The sequence below is a fragment of the Listeria cossartiae subsp. cayugensis genome (genome assembly GCF_014229095.1).
GTDB classification, from domain to species: domain Bacteria; phylum Bacillota; class Bacilli; order Lactobacillales; family Listeriaceae; genus Listeria; species Listeria cayugensis.
In genome coordinates, this window is the sequence record NZ_JAARZC010000001.1 from 638,126 (window position 1) to 658,635 (window position 20,510).

The window sequence follows — 20,510 nt, forward strand, 5'->3', positions numbered from 1 at the left end:
CCACGTGGGTGCAGAAGGAGATATCATCCGTCAAATGCTTGATTTAACGGAAAAAGAAACTAAGATGAGCGAAAAACAACGACGAATTGTTGCAGCTTCCATCGAACTATTTGCTGAAAAAGGCTATGCTGGAACGTCTACGAACGAAATTGCGAAAAAAGCAGGAGTCGCTGAAGGAACCATTTTTAGACATTATAAAACGAAAAAAGATTTATTAATGGCAATCACGATGCCTACGCTCATTGGTGGAGTGATACCATTTTTAGCCCAAAGCTTTGTAAAAGAAGTTTTTGAAAGTGAATATCCGGATTTTCAGTCGTTTATTCGCGAAATTATCGTGAACCGCTTTGAATTTGCTAAAGAAAATGGCAAGGTCATCAAAATTTACTTTATGGAGTTGTTCTACCATGATGAACTGAGAGTGCAATTTTCGGAAATTTTTATGACCCATGTAAAAGGGCAATTTGACCAAATGATTGATTTTTATAAAGAACGTGGCGAAATAGTCGATATGCCAAATAGCACGATTATGCGGGCGCTTATTACTAATATAGTTGGTTTTATGCTAACTAGATTTGTTGTTATGCCAGATGCTAATTGGGATGACCCAAAAGAAATTGATGATACCGTTTCGTATATTATGCGAGGATTAGCCAAATAAAAAATGAGTCCAGATATTCTGGACTCATTTTTTTTATTTATTCGTTGAATCAGTTGATTTTTTCTTATTGTAGTTGTATTTACTTGGATCTACTTTTTGGAAACCATCAGGAGCATAGAAACGTAACAAGTCGCCTTGTAGTACAGAATCGGAAAGCTCTAATTCTTTCGCAACTTTTTCTTTTGTTTCTTTCATTTCCTGTGTTTCAGTAGCAATTGGTTCACCTGTTTTTTGATTATACATGTTACCACCAATCATCGAGTAATTAGGGGTTATATAATCGCCATTTCGGAATGGAACCAGTTGTTTATGATCTTTAGAAAGTAAATCTGTACCAAATTGCAAGTACTCTTTATTATCAACACCAAGTAAGTGAAGTAATGTAGGAAGTAAGTCAACTTGACCACCGTATTGTTCTTGAACGCCACCTTGAACACCAGGAACGTGAATCATTAATGGAACACGTTGCGCTTGAGCATTTTCGAAAGTGTTGTAATCTTTGCCAAGAATTTTCGTCATTGCTTCTTCATGGTTATCGGAAATACCATAATGGTCACCGTACATGATAATGACAGAGTTATCGTAAAGGCCAGATTTCTTCAAGTAATCAACAAAGCTTTTCACAGATTCGTCTAAATAACGAGCTGTTTGGAAATACGTATCTACAGATGAATCGCCAGTCGTTGCCGGAGCAATTGTAGCATCTTTTTCATCGATTGGATATGGGAAGTGGTTCGTTAATGTAATAAATTTCGTGTAGAACGGCTGTTGTAAGGACGATAGATATTCCTCGGATTCTTTAAAGAATGGTTTATCTTTAAGTCCGTAGTTAGAAACATCAGCTTCGTTCATATCGTAGTAACTAGCATCAAAGAATTTATCGTAACCAAATTGTTTATAAATTTCATCACGATTCCAGAAGCTCTTATAGTTACCGTGGAATACAGCACTCGTATAACCTTGTTGACCTAAAATAGCTGATGCAGATTCATACGTGTTTTGCCCTTTAGTAGTAAAGGCAGAACCTTGAGGCAAGCCATAAAGCGAGTTCTCAAGTAGCATTTCAGAGTCAGCTGTTTTACCTTGACCAGTTTGGTGGAAGAAGTTTGTAAAGCTTAGCGTATTTTGATCTTTAAAGAAAGAGTTAATAAACGGCGTTACTTCTTCTCCATTTAGTTTGTAATTCACTAGGAATTGTTGGAAGCTTTCTAAGTGAATATAAATGACGTTTTTGCCTTTTGCTTTGCCGAAATATTCCGGGTTTGGCGCGGCATATTTGGATTTAGTATAGTTTAAAACTTCTGTAACATCACTACTATCAGCAAGTGCACGCTGGGTAGATGATTCGGTGCTTTTCACTGCGTCATAGATTTGGTAGTTAGTCATACCAAGATATTTAACAATATAATTTCTATCAAAGGTTCTTGTTAGTAATTGTGGACGATCAATTTCTGCAAGTCCTAAGTTACCAAAGAACATCGCGATACCAAGTGTTAGAACACCAACTACTTTTCTCGCGCGAATGCGGGCTGTTTTGTCTGGTTTTACAAAGCGGAAAGCTAGTAGTGCAATTAAAATAATAATATCCGCGAAGTAAATAATATCGTGCCAGCTGAGTAACGCTGTGATACTACTTCCCATGTCGCCCATGTTTTGCATTTGTTTTGCGTTTAGATTCGGTAGCGTAATAAAATCACTAAAGAATCGATAATAAACAATATTTGCGTAAAGAATGAAACTCATTAAAAAGTCAATAACGATAATCCAAATGAATGAACGACGTCCTTTAGCAAAAAGGGCAAGACCGATAAAGAAAATGGCCCCGCTTAATGGATTAATGAACAGCAAAATTTGCTGCATAAGATTTTCTATGCCAAGTTTAAATTCAAGTTGATATGCAATATACGTTTTTAGCCAATAAAGAATGACGGCTAGAACAAAAAATCCATAATTCTTGCTTAAAAACGTTTGGATTTTTATTTTCCAATCCTTCATGAAACACCTCTCCTACACACTATTTACTCGTTTTATTTGTTGTTTTCCTGAAATGAAAAAAGCAGCTGTACTATGTAAAAAAACAATGTCATACAGCACCCACTTTAACATAATTCTAACACAAGATTAATAAAAGGCAAGCTATAACCTATCCGTCTGAAGTAGGATTTATTAGGAAATAGGCGGATATAACTAGTCAAAAAAGAACCATTTGGAATAGAATTCTGCTAAAATAAAAAGAAAACATTGAGGTAGAAAATGAAGACAATTATTACGAAAGATTTTTTCGAAAAGAAGACGACAATTGAACTCGCAAGGGATATTATTGGTATGCGCCTCGTACATCAAACAAGTAGTGGCATACTGTCTGGCTTGATTGTAGAAACAGAAGCTTACCTCGGAGCAACTGACATGGCGGCACATAGTTTCCAAAATCTTCGAACGAAAAGAACCGAAGTAATGTTCGAGTCGCCCGGCACAATCTATATGTACCAAATGCATCGTCAAGTCTTACTTAATTTCATCACCATGCAAAAAGGTATCCCAGAAGCCATTCTCATTCGTGCGATAGAACCTGACGAAGAGTCCCGCGCACAAATGGAATGCCATCGCCACGGAAAAACTGGTCGTGAACTAACAAACGGCCCCGGAAAATTAACGCAAGCATTAGGATTAAGTATGCAAGATTACGGGAAAACTCTTTTTGATAGTAACATTTGGATAGAAGAAGCAAAAACACCGCATATAATAGAAGCAACTAATCGAATTGGGGTGCCAAACAAAGGAATTGCAACCCATTATCCACTTAGGTTCACAGCGAAAGGAAGTCCCTATATTTCTGCTCAGCGAAAAAGTAGTATTTTGCCCCGAATTTGGGAGTAACTTTACAATTTTGTCACAGGTGAAGAAAATACTTCGATCAAGTTGCTAATTTTCTTTGCTTCAAAGGGAGAGCTACTATATAATGAAATAGTTACAAGGAGGAATTATATGTTAAAGAAAACAATCGCAATAATTATTTTAATCATCGGTTTACTATTAATTTTTTCCCCATTCATCAAAAATGGTATCGTGAAATACATGAGTGGACATGAAACGATCGAGCAATATAATGCATCAGATATAAAGAAAAATAATAAAAAAGACGCTACATTTGATTTTGAAAGTGTACAACTACCATCTATGACGTCTGTTCTTCAAGGAGCAGCGAATTATGACAAAGATGCTGTTGTTGGTGCAATTTCCGTTCCATCTGTTGATGTGAGCCTACTCGTATTCAAAGGAACAAATACAGCTAACTTGCTTGCTGGTGCGACAACTATGCGTTCTGATCAAGTTATGGGAAAAGGTAATTATCCGCTCGCGGGACACCATATGCGCAATGAGTCGATGTTATTCGGCCCAATCATGAAAGTCAAACAAGGCGATAAGATTTACCTAACAGATCTTGAGAACTTATATGAATACAAAGTGACGGAAACAAAAACAATTGATGAAACAGAAGTAAGCGTTATTGACAATACAAAAGACGCTAGAGTGACACTGATTACATGTGATAAACCAACCGAAACAACGAAACGATTTGTTGTCGTAGGTGAACTAGAGAAAACCGAAAAACTAACAAAAGAACTAGAGGATAAATACTTCCCTAGTAAATAAAAATAATCCCCACAGAATTTATTCTGCGGGGATATTTTTTATGGAAAGAAAGCGAGGTGTTATAATCACTAATTAAATCATTGTATTTCTTTAGTAATTTTTCTGGTGTGCCTTCCATTGTTTTAATAAAGATAGGATTTTTCAGCTCATCTTCAGGGATAGCTTGTTTCTTTTTCGCGCGGTCAAGTAGTAACGTCGCTTCTGCTTTAGTGCTAGTCACTTTTTTTACTAAGAAAACAAGGTCATTACTTGTTAATTGTTCTTTTTCTAGTTGCGTTTCATCTGTGCTTGCTTTGATGAATGCCTCATAAGTTTTTGTTAAATTAGTATATTGTTTTTCGTAAGCGGCGATGTCTAGCTCCGTTACGTTAGTTGCATCTATTTGTTGATTGCGTAGTTCAGCGATTAGATTTTCACTAGCCGAAATAAAATTATTCAAGGCAAGGCATGTCAGACTGCCAGATTTTTCCATTGCTTTTGCTGCGAAAGCTTGTTGTGTGGCGTTTAGTTTTTGCATTTCTTCATTGAATGATTGTATTTCTTTGTTCGAATTTTGGATGGATTTGGTTAATTCTTTATGAAGTGTGGCAGCTTTGGCAAAATTATCATCCAAATAACTTTTAGCAGTGAAGTAAGTTTGTAATTCATTTAGTATGTGGATTTCATTAGTTAGCTCGCTGGAAAGTTTCTTAAAATCTTTATCCATGGGAAGTGATGGTGTTTTACTCACGGAATCTTTCATCGCCATAAGGGCATTGGTTGTTTCAGCGGGATTTCTAATAGGTGTTAAGATGTCGTTATTGCTTGGTGTGTTAAACTCACTATTGTCAGCGGAGTAACTTTTAAAATAATTCGCTCGTGCGGTTACAAAATCATAGTTAATAGCGTTACTTAGTTTTACATAATCGTTGTACTTTACTAATTCTTCTTTCGTATATAAGCCGTTATCGGTTGTGGGATTTTCATTTTTATCACTACCGCAACCAGCCAGTAAGCTAGCGGAAAGCGCGATAATGAGTAAACATAGGCCTGTCTTTTTAAAATAATTCAATAGTTGATCATCCTCATCTGTAAATTTAAAAAGGTGCTTTCTAAGTGTAGCATTTTTTCTGGATGATTTCTCCTTTTATTGTAAATGTTGTATCATATAAAGGAGGTTTACTTTGAGAAAGGAAGTGCAGTGATGAAACTAACCGTTTTTGGACATTGGGGTGGCTATCCGGTAGCGAATGAGGGAACATCGAGTTATTTGCTGGAGGAAGCTGGATTCAAGTTATTGATTGACGTCGGAGCAAGTGCTGTTTCGATTATGCAAAATTATATTAATCCTGATGATATTGATGCGGCAATTATTTCTCATTACCATCCAGATCATGTAGCAGACGTAGGGATTTTGCAACACATTCGACTATTATCACAAAAAAAAGAAAAACCGCCAGTCTTGCCAATTTATGGGCATAAAGAAGATAAACGCGGCTATTCCTTTTTAGAAATGGCAGGCGTAACAAAAGCAATCGAGTATAAAGCGGACGACACACTGGAAATTGGACCGTTTAAAGTAACTTTCTTAAAAACAGTTCATCCGGTGCCTTGTTATGCAATGCGAATTGAAGCTGGCGGGAAAGTTTTCGTTTACACCGCAGATAGCGCGTATCAGGACAGCTTTATTCCTTTTGCGGAGGGCGCAGATTTATTAGTAACCGACACGAATTTTTTCCATGATTTAGCGGGGAAAACGAAAGTCCATATGGCAAGCACAGAAGTCGCGAAAATTGCCAAAGAAGCTAGTGTGAAATCATTACTACTAAGCCATTTACCCGAAGTTGGCGATTTAGAAGTATTGAAGCAAGAAGCAGCAGCCATTTACACTGGAGAAATCACGCTTGCATCAAAAGGTTTGACGAAAACATTTTAATATAGAAGAAAAGGGGTAGGGGTATGTATTTTGTAGATAATAATAATGAAAAAGATCCTCGTATTAACTTAGCAGTGGAGGAATTTATTTTAACGGAATTGAAGCTAGATGAGCCGGTGCTGTTGTTTTACATCAATAAGCCATCGATTATTATTGGCCGCAATCAAAACACCGTGGAAGAAATTGATACAGAATATGTTGAGAAAAATGACGTTATTGTTGTGCGCAGACTTTCCGGTGGAGGCGCGGTATATCATGATGAGGGAAATTTGAATTTCAGTTTTATCACAGAAGATGATGGTGAGTCTTTCCATAACTTCGCGAAATTCACGCAACCGATTGTGGAAGCTCTTAAACGTTTAGGTGTGAATGCTGAACTAAAAGGGCGCAATGATTTGTTGATTGATGGCTTTAAAGTGTCGGGAAATGCCCAGTTTGCAACGAAAGGGAAAATGTTCTCACACGGCACGTTAATGTACGATTTGAACATAGATAACGTTGTGGCATCGCTAAAACCACGTAAAGATAAAATCGAATCAAAAGGTATTAAGTCTGTTCGTAGCCGTGTAGCGAATATTTCTGACTTCATGGATCAAGACATGACGACCGAAGAATTCCGCGATTTGCTATTACTTTACATTTTTGGTGTGGATAAAGTAGAAGATGTGAAAGAATACAAATTGACAGCGGCGGATTGGGAAAAAATCCATGAAATTTCTGCTAAACGATACGGCAATTGGGATTGGAATTACGGGAAATCACCAAAATTCGACCTAACACGCACCAAACGTTTCCCAGTTGGTGCAGTAGATGTTCGCTTAAATGTACAAAAAGGGATTATTACCGATATCAAGATTTTCGGCGACTTTTTTGGCGTTAAAAATGTAACGGATATCGAGGAGAAATTAGTCAACACAACGTATAAACGGGAAGCTTTGGCTGAGGCTTTAGCGGATATTGAAGTCAAAGAATACTTTGGTAATATCACAAAAGAGGAATTTTTAGATTTACTATATTAAAAAAATGGAAAGCACACATGAGGTGTGCTTTCCGTTTTTTTTATTTGAGATTTTTTCCTGACATCCAACGTTCCAGCCGTTTTCCGACAAACCATAAAATGACGACGGAAAGAGCTAAGATGGCCAGTTTGAGCGGTTGGTGAATTAAGTCAACGAAATCATAGCCGATATAGCTAATCGCAAAAACTTTAATTAATTTCCCACCAACAAGCGCTAATATAAATTGATATACTTTAATTTTAGAAAGACCTGCAACGATATTTACGGCCGAAGATGGTGTAAAAGGCATTACAAGTAAAATGAAAATCGGGCTAAAACCATGTCTATCAATCCATTCCATTACACGTTTAATTTGTTTGTGACCCGAAATAAATCGTAAAAATCGGGTCTGCCCAAATTTCCGTGCGAGCAAGAATACACATAAACTACCTGCAATTGCTGCTGTCACTGATATTAAAAAACCGCCAAGTAGTCCGTAGGCATTTACGTTTACTACAACGAATACTATAAATGGTAAAAATGGTAAAAACGCTTCAATAAATGGTAAGAAAAAAGCTAAAAGTGGACCTAAATTCCGATATTCACTTAGCCAATACATTAAGTTATCATAAGAAAAGAAATTCATCATATCCTGCCAAAATGTCATAAGCAAGCCTCCTGTAGTCTTTAACAACATACTTTATTTTCTCACATAAAAATGATAAAGCGCTAATAAAACAGCTTGAATATCGTTAAAATCCTAGTTTTAAACCAGGATTTTAACAATTTTAACGATGAACTTCATTTTCAAAGGAATTATTTTAATTGATAAAGCGTTCCTTCCCCAGAGCCATTCATCCCGGGAGCGCCTCCTCGTGTATTTGGAGAAGCACTTGAAGTCGTATCGTCGTCCGTGGAAGAGGAACTGCTCCATTCTGATTGGTCAATTTTGGTACCATTTTCTTGAATCCATTTTACCACATCTGAGTCAGAAGCTTTACTATTTGAGGGAAGATAAAAATATTTTATTTCGCCGGATTGAATCATTTGTTTGAGTTGTTTGACGGTAAGTGTTGGGTCTGTCCCGTTGAAACCACCAAGCGCCATAACTGCTTCTTTTGTTTTGATAATATATGGCCCGGCAGTCGTTGCGTCCGTTGTGCCAAATAAATACGTTTCGCCAGTATTATTTTTTTGCAAATAACTAATTAAGCCACTATCAACAGAGGCATCAGCGAATCCGCCGCCACTGGATTGTTTTAATTGCGGTCCAGCTTCAGGCAAGGAACTATTTCCACCGTATAAAAGGGGTGTCAAGGACCAATAAGTTGGTGCGATAAGCAGAATTGCTAAAGCTATCGCTGTTATTTTCGCCGCGAGTTTTGGCTGTTTTTGTCTAATTGCAATCAACAAGGCGGAAACCCCAAGTGCAGCAATACCAATAACAGCCGCTAAAATTGGCAAGTAACTAGCCACAAAGAAAGCTTGAAGTGCGCCAGTTAGTGTAAGTGTAGTTGGTAAAAGAAATTTTTGCCAATTATCTTTATGACGATATAGGCGGAAAAGTGCGACCAAGCCTGCGCCGCTCAGTACCGCAATTGGAGGAGCTAACATAATTAAATAATAATGATGGAAAAATCCAGCAACACTGAAGAATCCGGTGACTGGAATGAGCCATGCTGCCCAGAAAACCATTTCTTTTTGCTTAGAGTTTAATTGATAAATTCGTTTGTTTTCATTTCGATAAGCTAGGAAAATCGCTAACATTCCGATGATAGCCAGTGGTAAAAACCAACTAATCTGATCACCAAGTGCGGTTTGGAATAAACGAAGCGGTCCAGCATTTCCTGTGCCAAACATGCCTGTGCTACCAGTCATTTTAGAGCCTGTTCCGCCATTTGCAGCGTTACCAGGACCTCCAGTTGGTGGCGTGCCGTTATTACCTTGAGGAGGCGTTCCACCACCATCTGCACCGTCCTGGACATTTCCACTTGGAGGCGTTGGCGGTGTCGCATTGCTAGAATCAGTGGAATTATTGCTTGGTGGCCCACCCATCTCCATATTGCCGCTACTACCAGTGCCAGTTTCCTGACCAAGTAGCCGCTCCATGCCATTATAGCCAAATGCAAGCTCAAGCACTGAATTGGTTTGACTACTACCAATATAAGGCCGTTCTGCCGCAGTTGTTTGATCTACCACGACGGCCCATGAAACAGACACACCAAGCATTAAAATGAGCGCGACCACTAATTGAATAAGCTTTTTTCGCCAGCTTAATTTTACCGCGATAAAGTAAAATAGTAAGAACGCTGGAACAACCATAAAAGCTTGGAGCATTTTCACATTAAATCCAACACCAATCAATCCAAAAGCAAGCAGAAGCCAACCAAATTTAGCACGATTAACTGCTTTAAAAAGAAAAAAGGTCGCCAGCAATAAAATAAACACAAGAATAGCATCCATATTATTCGTACGCGTCACCGCAACGGCAATCGGTGTCAGTGTCATAATCAGCGCTGTAATTCTTGCAGCCCAAGCACCAAATCTCGGTTTAACGAGCACATAAAGCAAAATCACTGAACCGACACCTGCTAAAGCTTGCGGCAAAATTACGCTCCAACCATGCACACCAAAAATCAGTGCGCTAATCGCTTGCAACCAAAGCGCTACAGGCGGCTTATCCACCGTAATAAAACCAGCAGGATCAAAAGCTCCGTAAAAAAAATTATGAAAATTTTGCACCATACTTGTCACGGCAGCTGTATAATAAGGATTCACCGTATCATCATTCCAAATACCATAAAAATTAAAAAAGATAGCAATAACAATAATCCCGACAAAATAAAAATCCCAATGTTGTATCCATTTCTTCATAGTCTTCACTTCTTTCCATTAGATAATACCTTTTATTCTAGAGTCAAAATATGAAAAAAACGTGAATAAACCTAGAAATAAAGTAGATATTTAATTTTTGGAAAGAAATTTCGGAAAAAGTCTTGTCAAAACTTACATAGAATGGTATTATATAAAAGTTGTTAAAACACTAAGAACTACTTACCGTGCGGGTGTAGTTTAGTGGTAAAACTACAGCCTTCCAAGCTGTTGTCGTGGGTTCGATTCCCATCACCCGCTTTATATTTTTTATAAATCCTGTTATCAACGCAGTGTTTCGACCTTTTTAAGCGAAGCATTGCGTTTATTTTATTGCCTGAAAATAAGGAGAGAGGGGATGAGAAAAGTGAAGCCAGAAACGAATTATGCAAAATTAAAAGAAGAGCTAATTGCCTATGCACATGAAATTGGCGTTCAAAAAATTGGTTTCACGACAGCAGACCCTTTTTTATTTTTAAAAGAACGGTTACTCGAAGCTGAAGCATTAGATCTTTTTACTGGGTTTGAGCATCCGGTTATTGATGAGCGGGTTTATCCAGAGCTCATTTTCAAAGAACCACAGTCGATTATCGCGATTGCCCTTGCCTATCCGTCTAAATTAAAAGAAGCTCCAGTCAGCAAAAAAGAAGCAAGACGTGGCGTTTTCGCACGAGCTTCTTGGGGCATCGATTATCATACCGTTTTACGAGAAAAATTAGCGCTACTGGAACAATTTTTAAGCGAACGGTTACCTGATGTGCGGATGAAATCGATGGTAGATACTGGAGAGTTATCGGATGTTGCTGTGGCAGAACGAGCTGGCATTGGCTGGCGCGGGAAAAACACCTTGCTAATAACGCCAGAATACGGCTCGTGGGTTTATTTAGGCGAAATGATAACCAATATACCTTTTGAGCCAGATACTCCAGCAAGCGACCTGTGCGGCAGCTGTAACCAATGCGTTAAAGCTTGTCCGACAGGTTCCTTATTAGGCGAAGGGAAGATGAATCCAAAAATTTGCTTAAGCTATCTTACCCAAACAAAAGACTTTCTAGATGAAAAATATCGCGAAGTGTTGCATAATCGTTTGTATGGTTGTGATACTTGTCAGGTTGTTTGTCCTTATAATCGCGGACATGATTTTCATTTTCACGAAGAAATGGAGCCAGATCCGGAGCTTGTTCGCCCAGAATTAAAGCCACTTTTACATATTTCCAATCGCGCTTTCAAAGAGCAGTTTGGCGATATGGCGGGCTCGTGGCGCGGCAAGAAACCAATCCAGCGTAATGCCATCATTATTTTAGCGCGCTATAAAGATAAAACAGCCGTACCAGATTTAATTGACTGCTTGCAAAATGATCCAAGGCCAGTTATTCGCGGAACAGCCGGCTGGGCGCTACGCAAAATCGGCGGGGCTGACGCAGAAGCCGCTGTCCAAAAAGCGCTTCAAACCGAACAAGACGAACAAGTACTACAAGAATTAACTGCTATACCAAATTAATAGAAACCAGGTGAAAAAAATGCCAAACCATATCGTGCTTTACCAACCAGAAATCCCTGCAAATACCGGAAACATCTCCAGAACTTGTGCTGGAACAGATACTTATTTACATTTAATTCGTCCACTTGGTTTTTCAACCGACGATAAAATGCTCAAACGCGCCGGACTAGATTACTGGGATAACGTCAAACTTTCTTATTACGATTCTTTAGATGAATTTTTTGAAAAAAATGCTGGCGGAGAATTTTTCTACATTACCAAATTTGGCCGTCATGTTTATAGTGACATTGACTATAGCGATCCAAACAAAAACTATTTCTTCGTTTTCGGAAAAGAAACTACAGGTTTGCCAGATGAACTTTTACAAAATAATGAAGAAAACTGTTTACGAATTCCGATGACGGACCATATTCGCTCGCTGAATTTATCGAATACAGCAGCAATTTTAGCTTATGAAGCATTACGTCAGCAAAGTTTTGGCGCGCTTTTACAAGAACCAAATTATGATCGGAAAATATTTCAAGACTAAGGGGGAGTTAGGATGAATCAGGCGATCGATGCCATTCTAGGCCATTACTCTGTGCGAAAATTTGAAGACAAGGACTTAACGAAAGAAGAGTTGAGCTTACTTATCAAGAGCGCACAAGCCGCGTCTACATCCAGCTTTGTTCAGGCATACTCTATCATTGGAATAACAGATAAAACACTTCGCGAACAAATTTCAGCAATTGCGGGAAACCAACCGTATACCGTCCAAACAGGACAATTATTTATTTTTGTGGCCGATTTAGCACGCCATCATGCGATTTTAGAAGAACATCAAGTAAATACAGAAGCACTTGAAACTTCCGAAAAATGGCTTGTTTCCGTGATTGACGCCGCGCTTGCCGCACAAAATATGGCTATCGCTGCAGAATCACTAGGACTAGGCATTTGCTTCATTGGCGGAATTCGTAACAATGTCGCACAAATCGCCGAAATTTTGGATTTGCCACCATATACCATGCCATTATTCGGCTTAACCATTGGCCATCCAGCGGCAGACAGCGAAAAAGCCAAGCCAAGATTGCCTCAAGATTTGGTATATCATGAAAATACCTATCAAAAAATGGACTCAACCATTTTAGCAGAATACGATGAACAAATTAAAACGTACTACGATGAAAGAACTGCAGGCAAACGCGTCGAAGGCTGGTCCGAACAAATCGCACGAGGACTTGGACGAACAAGCCGACTTGATCTAAAAGCATTTTTAGAAAAGCAGCATTTAAATCAAAAATAAAAAGAGCGGTTCAGCGCATTGCTATAATGCGCCGAACCGCTCTCTTTATTTATTTCTTTTTATTCCTAGCCATTTGAATTAAATTCCAAATAACGAGAATTAAAACGATTACTAGCAAGATATTAATTAATCCACCCGCAATATGGAAAATAATTCCAAGTAACCAAACCGCTAATAAAACAACGATTATTCCCCAAATAATTCCTAACATATAAAAAACCTCTTTCTGAACTTTTGATTGTACTGTTATATATTCCCGCAAGCCCAGTCTTTAAACATATTAACTATTATTTTTGTGTAATATAAGCTAAAAGTGCCTTCACACCTTCCGTTACCATCCGCTCTGTTTCATCAAAATCTCCTGTATAATAAGGATCCGGAATATCTTTATCCTCTTGTCCAGGAACAAAAGACATCAGCGACCGAATGACTACGTTAGGATTACTATTAAGCGCATTTAAATCTGCTAAATTTTGCTGATCCATCCCAATAATAAAGTCTGCCTCGTTAAAATCCGCATCAGAAATTTTCCGAGCGCGCATTTCTTGATAATCAACACCATGCTTTTTCAAAACAGTTTGCGTACCGCGATGGGGTGGTTTGCCTAAGTTCCACGTGCCAGTTGCAGCTGAATCGATTTCAATTTCATTCGTTAACCCAGCTTCCGTGACTTCTTTACGAAAAAGCCCCTCCGCCATTGGTGAACGACAAATATTCCCTAAACATACAAAAACAACTTTAACCAATTGAATTCCTCCTTAGTTCCATTCTTTATATAACACAGTAGCAGCTGCTTGATTTATTCCATCACTAGCTTGAAGTAACTCGAAAATCTGCTCCACCAGCTCCGGAACAAGTTTTCTCCGGAAATAAAGTAATTGATTTTCAAATAAACTATATGCGACTAAATTATAAGGTATTTCTTGTTTGTTAAATAAGCTAATTAAGGTTTCTAAATACCATTTTTTATCGGGATAATCTTCTAACAACTCTAGCAATTGCTTTGTTTTTTGAACATTACTCGAAGCTAGAATTTGTTCTAATTTTTTTACCGGAAATTGTTCCGCAAAATCAATTGGAAAAGGACTAAAATATAATTCCTCTAAAAATGTTGCCATATTTTCCGCAACAATGAGTGTTTGCAACGTTTCAAAGTCCACATAAATAATACTCGGCTGAGACGCATCATCTGGATAAGAAAAGCCGATATAGCGCGATTCATCTCGGTGAAAGTAAACTTGTTTTCCCGCGAGATCAACATCTTTTTGTTCCGGGATATCTGTTACTAACTCAGTTAAACTTGCCAAATAATAAATTTCAGCAAAATCAAGCCCATAAGAAGTTGGCTCTGTAGTCGGAAAATGATTTTTGCGAATCAATCCGCCATTTTGCTTCAACAGTAATTGTTTATATTCAGCTGGCAAAACCAAACCAAGCTCAGTTTCTTTTTCCTGAATAGATTGCTCAGTCGCACCTTTTTTCCCATTTTCTACCCAAATCGTCATCGTCTTCAACTCCTCCCTGTATTATCCTAAAAAAAGCGATTGAGCGCAAATAAAAGAACATAGCTAGGCGATTTTCCTAACTATGTTCCAGACATTTATTTTAAAAGATCCTGATAATAACTATTTCCATTACGCGCATCAAACTTGGCTGTTAAAGTTTCTGTCATTTCCACCAAATCTGCTTCCGTTTCTCTATCAAAAAGAGGGTAGGCAGCTTGTAAGAAAATAAGACGGTCTAATCCACTTTCAGATTGAAGAACCATTTCCTTATTCACATCAAGAACTTCGCGTGCTTTCTCGGTTTGATTACTAAGCACTAAGTATTTAAGAAGATCGCCAAGTGGAGGAATTAACCCGCTTTGTTTTTCGACCATTGGATAGCCTTTATCAAAGCATTCCTGTGCCATTTTCTCCTCACCAAGTTCCAAATAAGTCAGCGCCATCAGTCCATACGTCAGATGAGGAACTTCCTGGCAGCTTTGTTTCCCTTCAATAATTGGTTTCGCTTTTTTCTTCGCATTTTCAAAATCTTTTATGAAACAATAATAGTGGACCTGATCCTGCGTTTCGCAAGCAGTACAGTCATTTAAGTAATCGCCTTGTGTCGAAACCCATTGTTCGAAAAATGCTTTGGCTTCGTCCACTTTTCCCATCCGCATTGCAGCAAGCGTAGAAACTTTATAGAAAGGGCGAAGAGAGTAATTTTGCTGCTCATATTTTACTTTCATATCGTTTAAAAGTTGATCAATTTGCGCTTTCGATACTTCTGCAAAAGTGGGAATATCTTCACTAATCCATTTATATTTCCAAAGAAGATCCTGTGTATCGTAATTAGAGGCATCATCTTCCCATAATTTCGCTAACCAGCTAAAAGCTTGTAGTTGTTTTTTGGGGAATCCGACCGCGGAACATGTATCAATTAAGATATCGCGTGCTTCAATCGCCGTGTCCACATCATTGTGCGCATCAGCCCCAGCAATTACTCGTTCCAATAATTTAATTCTTTCCGGTCCATCTTCTAAATCCCAAGACATATCAAAATCTACTAAATAATCCATTGTTGTTCCTCCTGTAGTATCTCTAAATTTTGTGAAACATTTTTAATAAGCATTCAAACAATCTTGATAATAACTATTTCCATTCCGAGTATCAAACTTCGCCGTCAAAGCTTCCGTCATTCCCACCAAATCAGCTTCTTTCTCCCGGTCAAAAAGGGGATAGGCGGCTTGTAGGAATAACAGACGATCCATTCCGCTTTCTGCTTGAAGAACGATTTCCAGATTGGTATCGATGACTTCGCGTGCTTTTTCTGTTTGGTTTGTCTTCACTAGATATTTAAGCAAATAGCTGAGTGGTTGGATTAGGGCTCTCTGTTTTTCCACAAGTGGATAACCTTTATCAAAGCATTCTTGCGCCATTTCCGCGTCGCCGAGTTCCAAATAAACAAGCGCCATTTCCCCGTAAGTATAATGAGGGACTTCAGCACATGCTAATTTTCCGTTAATAATCGGGCTAGCTGTTTCTTTGGCTTTTTCATAGTCTTGAATAAAGTAATAGTAACTAACTTGAGCACTCGTTTCGCAAGCACGACAATCATTTAAATGATCAGCTTTCGTGTTTATCCATTTATCAAAGAGTTGTTTTGCTTTTTCGACGTCACCCATCCACATGGCACTAATTGTAGAAACATTATAATAAGGACGTAGTGAGTAATTTTGCAGCTCAAATTTCACCTTCATATCCTCTAAAAGGTTGGCAATTTGTGTTTCTGATATTTCATCAAAAGTGGCAATTTGTTCACTAATCCATTTATAATCCCAAAGCAAATCAAAAGTATCTACCGAAGAATTGTCGTCTTCCCATTTTTTTACTAACCAACCAAATGCTTTCAATTGTTTTTTTGGAAAACCTGCTGTTAAGCAAGTTTCTATCAATAATTCCCGGGCTTCAACAGCACTTTCGATATCATTATACATATCAGCACTAGCGATGGCTTGTTCCAATAATTTCACTTTTTCAGCATTATCATCCATTCCCCAAGCTTCTTCTAGTGCATTCAAATAATCCATGGTTCCCCTCCAGTAGAATCTTTACAAAATTTGTTAGTAAGATTCTAAAATACTTTGATAATAACTATTTTCATTACGCGCATCAAACTTCGCCGTTAAAGCTTCTGTCATTTCCACTAAATCAGTTTCTTTTTCCCGGTCGAAAAGGGGATAGGCGGCTTGTAAGAAAATAAGACGGTCTAATCCACCCTCGGCTTGGAGAACAATTTCCAGATTGGTATCGATGACTTCGCGTGCTTTTTCGGTTTGATTAGTAGCTACTAAATACCTAAGCAATTGGCCAAGTGGCGGAATTAAGGAACTTTGTTGTTCCACAAGTGGATAACCTTTATCAAAGCATTGTTGTGCCATTTCCGCATCGCCAAGTGCTAGATAGGTAAGAGCCATAATACCGTATGTTAAATGAGGAACCTCAGCGCAGCGCTGTTTTCCTTCAATTATTGGTTTCGCTTTTTTCTTCGCTTGTTCATAATCTTTCACGAAATAATAATAATGTACCTGATCTTGCCGCTCACAAGCAGGGCAATCATTTAAAAAATCTTCTTTCGTATTGCTCCACTTTTCAAATAGCTCTTTTGCTTTTTCTACATCACCCATTCGCATTGCCGCAAGAGTACACACTTTATAGTAAGGTCGTAGCGAATAATTTTCTTGTTCGAATTTTAATTTCATATCATTCATAAGCCCATCAATTTGCGCTTTTGATACTTCATCAAAAGTCGGAACATGTTCGCTAATCCATTTATATTTCCAAAGAAGATCTTCTGAGTCAATATAGACATCGTTGTCTTCGTCTTCCCATTTGCTAATTAACCAACTAAAAGCTTGTAGTTGTTTTTTCGGGAAGCCAGCATCTAAACAAGTTTCAATCAACATATCACGAGCATCTATGCCAGTTTCTACATCATTATGCGCATCTGCGCCAGCAATGATTCGTTCTAGGATTTTAATTTTTTCAGGCGAATCTTCCATGCCCCAAACTGTTTTCATATCATTTAAGTAATCCATCATTTTTCCTCCTATAGCATCTCTAAGATTCGTAACATATTTTGATTCATTAATTCCATTTCTTTCCGTTTAAGTGGGTAATGCCCTAACAGTAAGGCTTGGATATAAAGTACATTCACAATCACGGACAATTCATCCACACTTTTTCCAGAGCTGAAAAGTCGTTTAATCAACTCATTATCTAAATTTAAATATAGGTGAGCGAGCGGGGCAGGTTCTTGTTCTTTTTGAATGCTCTCTAAAATATCACTGAATACGGAAGTTGTTTCTTCTACTGCGCGTTCTAGTTCGCGTAACTCTTGTGTTGCCGTAGAATGGATGAAAATAATTGGTAAATCTTTTGGCTCAAAATGTTTAATTAGCACATCGGTGTCAAACTCAGCCATCATATTGTTCATTTCTGTCAAAATAGGTTGGTACGCTTGTTTTTCATCCGCTGTCATTGGACGTAATTTATCCGTCATTTCTTCCGGCTGGATTAAAACAAATTCAGTTCCTTCCACAAAATAACTTAACTGCGCTAAAATTGGCGAGTCGTAGGAATAACCACCATTAATTAGCGTCATGCCACTTGATCTCGCAATATCTTTAATTTGTCTAAAATCATCGACCGAATAAGTGTAATAGATGACATCGTTTTTCGCGATAATATCACCTAATTTTTCTTCGCCATTCAATGTTCGAACTGGAAGATAAGGATAAATCAATTTTAAAAATGGTGCATCTTCACTAGCAAGTGCTTTAAAACCAAGATAATGTGTAGCTAATAATTTCATTAGCGCCTCTTCTGGAAGAGTTTCAATTCCTTTTTTCAGCGCAACGCCAAGCTCATCGGCAACACTCGTTAACCTCTCATTTTTATAAAACGCTTCACGGGAGGCAACAGGTTGAAGCTCATCTGTCCAAATTATACATTTAGCAAAGAAAGACCAATCCGGTAAAATATTATTTGCTTCACTCGTGACATACATCTTATTTAAAAATACCGTATTTTTCCGGATAGCATTCATTTGCACAGCATGAGGAATCATATAAGCAATCCCAAACGTTCTTCCAGATTCATTTTCAATTAAGAAATAGTCTTGGAAATGCGTCCCAAGGATATATTCTCCGTACTGAATAATCTGCTCTTTAGACAGTTTAAATAAGGTTTCTTTATCAGAAAACTTTTTGGTCCAGCTATTGATTTCTTCCTCTAAACCATTAATTTCTACTATTATATTACTTTCCAAAGAAGCACCATATTTTTTCAATGTATTGATTAAATATTCGACTTCCTCGCATTCAGGATGATCTTCTAAACCAGCGCGCAAACGTAAATAAACTTGCGTACCAGGTTCGCGAGTATCCGTTTCTATTTTGCGAACGGAATAAGTACCATCCGCTTTTCCGCGCCACTCGGTTGTGCCGCCATCTTTTTGAGAAGTGGAAATCATCACAATTTCATCACTCACGATAAAGCAAGAAAGTAAGCCAATCCCGAAACGACCGATAAAGTCATTAGAGCTCTCGCCATCAAAGTTTTTTTCGCCTTTAGATGAATTAGCGATAGTAGCTAGAAAAGCGTGAACCTCGTCTTCTGTTAAACCAATTCCGTTATCTTCTAAAATTAACGTTCTTTCATTAATATCCCCGATTAGGGAAGCGTGAATTTTACCTTCTAAAGTTGGATCTGTTTTTTTTCGAGCGCGAATGGCATCGGTTGCGTTTTGCAACAATTCGCGAATATAAACATCTTTTTCGTCATATAGGTGGTTAGAAAGAATGTCAATCATACCAGCCAAGTTCACCTGAAAGCGGTGAGAATAGTTTTCCATAGCTTGGGCCTCCTAGTTGTGTAAATCTCTTTTTTATTCTATCATAAAAGGTGAGATAAATAATGAGAAAACAGTAATAGATGTTTAAGAAATTTTATCAGTGGTAAATACTTTGTGATGGTTTCCACACTGGACATTGTGACGGAAATAGATTATACTTATTATTAAGAGATAATCATTACAAAATAGGAGGAAGATAATTATGAAAACAATCAACTCAGTAGACACAAAGGAATTTTTGAATCACCAAGTAGCGAATTTAAACGTATTCACAGTAAAAATTCATCAAATTCATTGGTATATGAGAGGCCACAACTTCTTCACTTTACATGAAAAAATGGATGATTTATATAGCGAATTCGGCGAACAAATGGATGAAGTAGCAGAACGTTTACTTGCTATTGGCGGAAGCCCACTATCCACTTTAAAAGAGTTTTTAGAAAATGCGAGCGTGGAAGAAGCTCCTTATACTAAACCAAAAACAATGGATCAATTAATGGAAGACTTAGTTGGTACACTGGAATTACTTAGAGACGAATATCAACAAGGCATTGAGCTAACTGACAAAGAAGGCGACAACGTAACAAACGATATGCTAATTGCTTTCAAAGCTAGCATCGACAAACATATCTGGATGTTCAAAGCATTCTTAGGAAAAGCGCCATTAGAATAAAATAAATCCAAAACTGTGTAGGCTATTTTGCTTACACAGTTTTTTTTGCGCGATTTCTGTTATAGTACAATGTTCTTATTTTTGATTTGTTTTAACACAATGTGGTTTAAAGCAACATAGAAAGAGGTATATTATCTTCATAACAAAAGCAGAAAAAATGATATTCACTGTAAAATCTGCTATTCTTGAATAATAAGCATCAGGCACAAAAATTGGAAACGAGGAGTGAAAAGTATGAATATCGAGGTAACGGACCAAGCAAATAAATGGTTTCATGATGAATTTGATGTAGCTAATGGTAATGGAATTCGACTTTTTGCCAAGTATGGTGGTTCTAACAGTTCCTTGCATCCTGGTTTCTCTATCGGTTTAACTGCCGAAAAACCGCAAGAAGCAGCAGTCGCTGAGGAGAAAGAAGACTTAATTTTCTTCATTGAAGATCATGATTATTGGTATTTCAAAGACCACGACTGGAAAATTGACTATGAACCAAAAACGGAAGAAGTATCCTTTTCCTTTAAAGAAAAAGTGAAATGAATCCAACATAAATGACCGC

General features: G+C 37.8%; 21 protein-coding genes and 1 tRNA gene. 11 read left to right on the plus strand and 11 right to left on the minus strand.

The genetic code is table 11. The features are described from left to right. Positions 1 to 4 precede the first annotated feature (4 nt). Complete coding sequence (locus HCB49_RS03235; protein WP_185604095.1) at positions 5 to 661, plus strand: TetR/AcrR family transcriptional regulator; 657 nt, start codon at positions 5 to 7, stop codon at positions 659 to 661. Between the two features lie 33 nt (positions 662 to 694). On the opposite strand, the gene ltaS is transcribed toward HCB49_RS03235, so the two are convergent. After that, positions 695 to 2,656 (minus strand): lipoteichoic acid synthase LtaS, encoded by a 1,962-nt coding sequence (ltaS, locus tag HCB49_RS03240; protein ID WP_185398845.1) that lies wholly within the window; start codon positions 2,654 to 2,656, stop codon positions 695 to 697. A gap of 258 nt (positions 2,657 to 2,914) precedes the next feature. Here ltaS and HCB49_RS03245 point away from each other — a divergent pair, with 258 nt between their 5' ends. Both HCB49_RS03245 and HCB49_RS03250 read left to right on the plus strand, forming a co-directional pair. Further along, a complete protein-coding gene (locus HCB49_RS03245) occupies positions 2,915 to 3,538 on the plus strand; it encodes a DNA-3-methyladenine glycosylase (RefSeq protein WP_185604096.1) in 624 nt (207 codons plus the stop codon). Between the two features lie 108 nt (positions 3,539 to 3,646). Next, on the plus strand, positions 3,647 to 4,315 hold the full coding sequence (locus HCB49_RS03250) for a class A sortase (RefSeq protein WP_185604097.1): 669 nt from the start codon (positions 3,647 to 3,649) through the stop codon (positions 4,313 to 4,315). Here the strand turns inward: HCB49_RS03250 and HCB49_RS03255 are convergent. Beyond that, complete coding sequence (locus HCB49_RS03255; protein ID WP_185604098.1) at positions 4,305 to 5,366, minus strand: DUF3829 domain-containing protein; 1,062 nt, start codon at positions 5,364 to 5,366, stop codon at positions 4,305 to 4,307. The two genes, HCB49_RS03250 and HCB49_RS03255, sit on opposite strands and share 11 nt — an antisense overlap. Before the next feature lie 132 nt (positions 5,367 to 5,498). Here HCB49_RS03255 and HCB49_RS03260 point away from each other — a divergent pair, with 132 nt between their 5' ends. Both HCB49_RS03260 and lplA1 read left to right on the plus strand, forming a co-directional pair. Continuing rightward, positions 5,499 to 6,230, plus strand: coding sequence for an MBL fold metallo-hydrolase (locus HCB49_RS03260; RefSeq protein ID WP_185604099.1), 732 nt, complete (start codon positions 5,499 to 5,501; stop codon positions 6,228 to 6,230). 23 nt (positions 6,231 to 6,253) lie between these two features. After that, complete coding sequence (lplA1, locus tag HCB49_RS03265; protein WP_185604100.1) at positions 6,254 to 7,249, plus strand: lipoate protein ligase LplA1; 996 nt, start codon at positions 6,254 to 6,256, stop codon at positions 7,247 to 7,249. 40 nt (positions 7,250 to 7,289) lie between these two features. Here the strand turns inward: lplA1 and HCB49_RS03270 are convergent, their stop codons facing one another. Beyond that, complete coding sequence (locus tag HCB49_RS03270) at positions 7,290 to 7,895, minus strand: TVP38/TMEM64 family protein (protein WP_008947315.1); 606 nt, start codon at positions 7,893 to 7,895, stop codon at positions 7,290 to 7,292. 149 nt (positions 7,896 to 8,044) lie between these two features. Next, positions 8,045 to 10,102 carry an ArnT family glycosyltransferase gene (locus tag HCB49_RS03275; protein ID WP_185604101.1) on the minus strand — a complete coding sequence of 686 codons (2,058 nt, stop codon included), beginning with the start codon at positions 10,100 to 10,102 and terminating at the stop codon, positions 8,045 to 8,047. Between the two features lie 187 nt (positions 10,103 to 10,289). Between HCB49_RS03275 and HCB49_RS03280 the strand changes: the two genes are divergently transcribed. From HCB49_RS03280 to nfsA, 4 genes are all read left to right on the plus strand, one after another. After that, positions 10,290 to 10,360 (plus strand) — tRNA-Gly (locus HCB49_RS03280). A gap of 97 nt (positions 10,361 to 10,457) precedes the next feature. Continuing rightward, positions 10,458 to 11,600, plus strand: a complete 1,143-nt coding sequence (gene queG / locus HCB49_RS03285; protein ID WP_185604102.1) for a tRNA epoxyqueuosine(34) reductase QueG — start codon at positions 10,458 to 10,460, stop codon at positions 11,598 to 11,600. Between the two features lie 19 nt (positions 11,601 to 11,619). Continuing rightward, positions 11,620 to 12,129 (plus strand): tRNA (uridine(34)/cytosine(34)/5-carboxymethylaminomethyluridine(34)-2'-O)-methyltransferase TrmL, encoded by a 510-nt coding sequence (gene trmL, locus HCB49_RS03290; RefSeq protein WP_008947318.1) that lies wholly within the window; start codon positions 11,620 to 11,622, stop codon positions 12,127 to 12,129. Between the two features lie 12 nt (positions 12,130 to 12,141). Further along, positions 12,142 to 12,882 carry an oxygen-insensitive NADPH nitroreductase gene (gene nfsA / locus HCB49_RS03295; RefSeq protein WP_185604103.1) on the plus strand — a complete coding sequence of 247 codons (741 nt, stop codon included), beginning with the start codon at positions 12,142 to 12,144 and terminating at the stop codon, positions 12,880 to 12,882. A 49-nt stretch (positions 12,883 to 12,931) separates the two neighbouring features. On the opposite strand, the gene HCB49_RS03300 is transcribed toward nfsA, so the two are convergent. From HCB49_RS03300 to HCB49_RS03330, 7 genes are all read right to left on the minus strand, one after another. Continuing rightward, the gene (locus tag HCB49_RS03300; RefSeq protein ID WP_008947320.1) at positions 12,932 to 13,093 is read right to left on the minus strand and encodes a lmo0937 family membrane protein; all 162 of its coding nucleotides are present in this window, start codon (positions 13,091 to 13,093) and stop codon (positions 12,932 to 12,934) included. A 76-nt stretch (positions 13,094 to 13,169) separates the two neighbouring features. Next, entirely contained in the window at positions 13,170 to 13,628 is a 459-nt protein-coding gene (locus tag HCB49_RS03305) for a low molecular weight protein-tyrosine-phosphatase (protein ID WP_185604104.1), read from the minus strand. Positions 13,629 to 13,640: 12 nt separating this feature from the next. Further along, positions 13,641 to 14,387, minus strand: a complete 747-nt coding sequence (locus HCB49_RS03310) for an SMI1/KNR4 family protein (RefSeq protein ID WP_185604105.1) — start codon at positions 14,385 to 14,387, stop codon at positions 13,641 to 13,643. 95 nt (positions 14,388 to 14,482) lie between these two features. After that, on the minus strand, positions 14,483 to 15,445 hold the full coding sequence (locus HCB49_RS03315) for a hypothetical protein (RefSeq protein WP_185604106.1): 963 nt from the start codon (positions 15,443 to 15,445) through the stop codon (positions 14,483 to 14,485). Positions 15,446 to 15,487: 42 nt separating this feature from the next. Continuing rightward, the gene (locus tag HCB49_RS03320; protein WP_185604107.1) at positions 15,488 to 16,456 is read right to left on the minus strand and encodes a hypothetical protein; all 969 of its coding nucleotides are present in this window, start codon (positions 16,454 to 16,456) and stop codon (positions 15,488 to 15,490) included. A gap of 33 nt (positions 16,457 to 16,489) precedes the next feature. After that, complete coding sequence (locus tag HCB49_RS03325) at positions 16,490 to 17,464, minus strand: tetratricopeptide repeat protein (protein ID WP_185604504.1); 975 nt, start codon at positions 17,462 to 17,464, stop codon at positions 16,490 to 16,492. A gap of 11 nt (positions 17,465 to 17,475) precedes the next feature. After that, positions 17,476 to 19,281, minus strand: a complete 1,806-nt coding sequence (locus tag HCB49_RS03330) for an HSP90 family protein (RefSeq protein ID WP_185604108.1) — start codon at positions 19,279 to 19,281, stop codon at positions 17,476 to 17,478. Positions 19,282 to 19,483: 202 nt separating this feature from the next. Between HCB49_RS03330 and fri the strand changes: the two genes are divergently transcribed. Both fri and HCB49_RS03340 read left to right on the plus strand, forming a co-directional pair. Next, entirely contained in the window at positions 19,484 to 19,954 is a 471-nt protein-coding gene (gene fri / locus HCB49_RS03335) for a non-heme iron-binding ferritin Fri (protein ID WP_008947326.1), read from the plus strand. Between the two features lie 234 nt (positions 19,955 to 20,188). Further along, complete coding sequence (locus HCB49_RS03340) at positions 20,189 to 20,491, plus strand: HesB/YadR/YfhF family protein (protein WP_185480206.1); 303 nt, start codon at positions 20,189 to 20,191, stop codon at positions 20,489 to 20,491. Positions 20,492 to 20,510: the final 19 nt, after the last annotated feature.

What these genes read in the sequence shown, in the direction of transcription:
- HCB49_RS03310 (WP_185604105.1), bottom strand. Translation starts at nt 14,387, where the DNA reads ATGACGATTTGGGTAGAAAATGGGAAAAAAGGTGCGACTGAGCAATCT.
- HCB49_RS03340 (WP_185480206.1), top strand. Translation starts at nt 20,189, where the DNA reads ATGAATATCGAGGTAACGGACCAAGCAAATAAATGGTTTCATGATGAA.
- fri (WP_008947326.1), top strand. Translation starts at nt 19,484, where the DNA reads ATGAAAACAATCAACTCAGTAGACACAAAGGAATTTTTGAATCACCAA.
- HCB49_RS03250 (WP_185604097.1), top strand. Translation starts at nt 3,647, where the DNA reads ATGTTAAAGAAAACAATCGCAATAATTATTTTAATCATCGGTTTACTA.
- HCB49_RS03260 (WP_185604099.1), top strand. Translation starts at nt 5,499, where the DNA reads ATGAAACTAACCGTTTTTGGACATTGGGGTGGCTATCCGGTAGCGAAT.
- HCB49_RS03315 (WP_185604106.1), bottom strand. Translation starts at nt 15,445, where the DNA reads ATGGATTATTTAGTAGATTTTGATATGTCTTGGGATTTAGAAGATGGA.
- HCB49_RS03330 (WP_185604108.1), bottom strand. Translation starts at nt 19,281, where the DNA reads ATGGAAAACTATTCTCACCGCTTTCAGGTGAACTTGGCTGGTATGATT.
- HCB49_RS03320 (WP_185604107.1), bottom strand. Translation starts at nt 16,456, where the DNA reads ATGGATTATTTGAATGCACTAGAAGAAGCTTGGGGAATGGATGATAAT.
- queG (WP_185604102.1), top strand. Translation starts at nt 10,458, where the DNA reads ATGAGAAAAGTGAAGCCAGAAACGAATTATGCAAAATTAAAAGAAGAG.
- HCB49_RS03325 (WP_185604504.1), bottom strand. Translation starts at nt 17,464, where the DNA reads ATGGATTACTTAAATGATATGAAAACAGTTTGGGGCATGGAAGATTCG.
- lplA1 (WP_185604100.1), top strand. Translation starts at nt 6,254, where the DNA reads ATGTATTTTGTAGATAATAATAATGAAAAAGATCCTCGTATTAACTTA.
- ltaS (WP_185398845.1), bottom strand. Translation starts at nt 2,656, where the DNA reads ATGAAGGATTGGAAAATAAAAATCCAAACGTTTTTAAGCAAGAATTAT.
- HCB49_RS03245 (WP_185604096.1), top strand. Translation starts at nt 2,915, where the DNA reads ATGAAGACAATTATTACGAAAGATTTTTTCGAAAAGAAGACGACAATT.
- trmL (WP_008947318.1), top strand. Translation starts at nt 11,620, where the DNA reads ATGCCAAACCATATCGTGCTTTACCAACCAGAAATCCCTGCAAATACC.
- HCB49_RS03275 (WP_185604101.1), bottom strand. Translation starts at nt 10,102, where the DNA reads ATGAAGAAATGGATACAACATTGGGATTTTTATTTTGTCGGGATTATT.
- HCB49_RS03300 (WP_008947320.1), bottom strand. Translation starts at nt 13,093, where the DNA reads ATGTTAGGAATTATTTGGGGAATAATCGTTGTTTTATTAGCGGTTTGG.
- nfsA (WP_185604103.1), top strand. Translation starts at nt 12,142, where the DNA reads ATGAATCAGGCGATCGATGCCATTCTAGGCCATTACTCTGTGCGAAAA.
- HCB49_RS03270 (WP_008947315.1), bottom strand. Translation starts at nt 7,895, where the DNA reads ATGACATTTTGGCAGGATATGATGAATTTCTTTTCTTATGATAACTTA.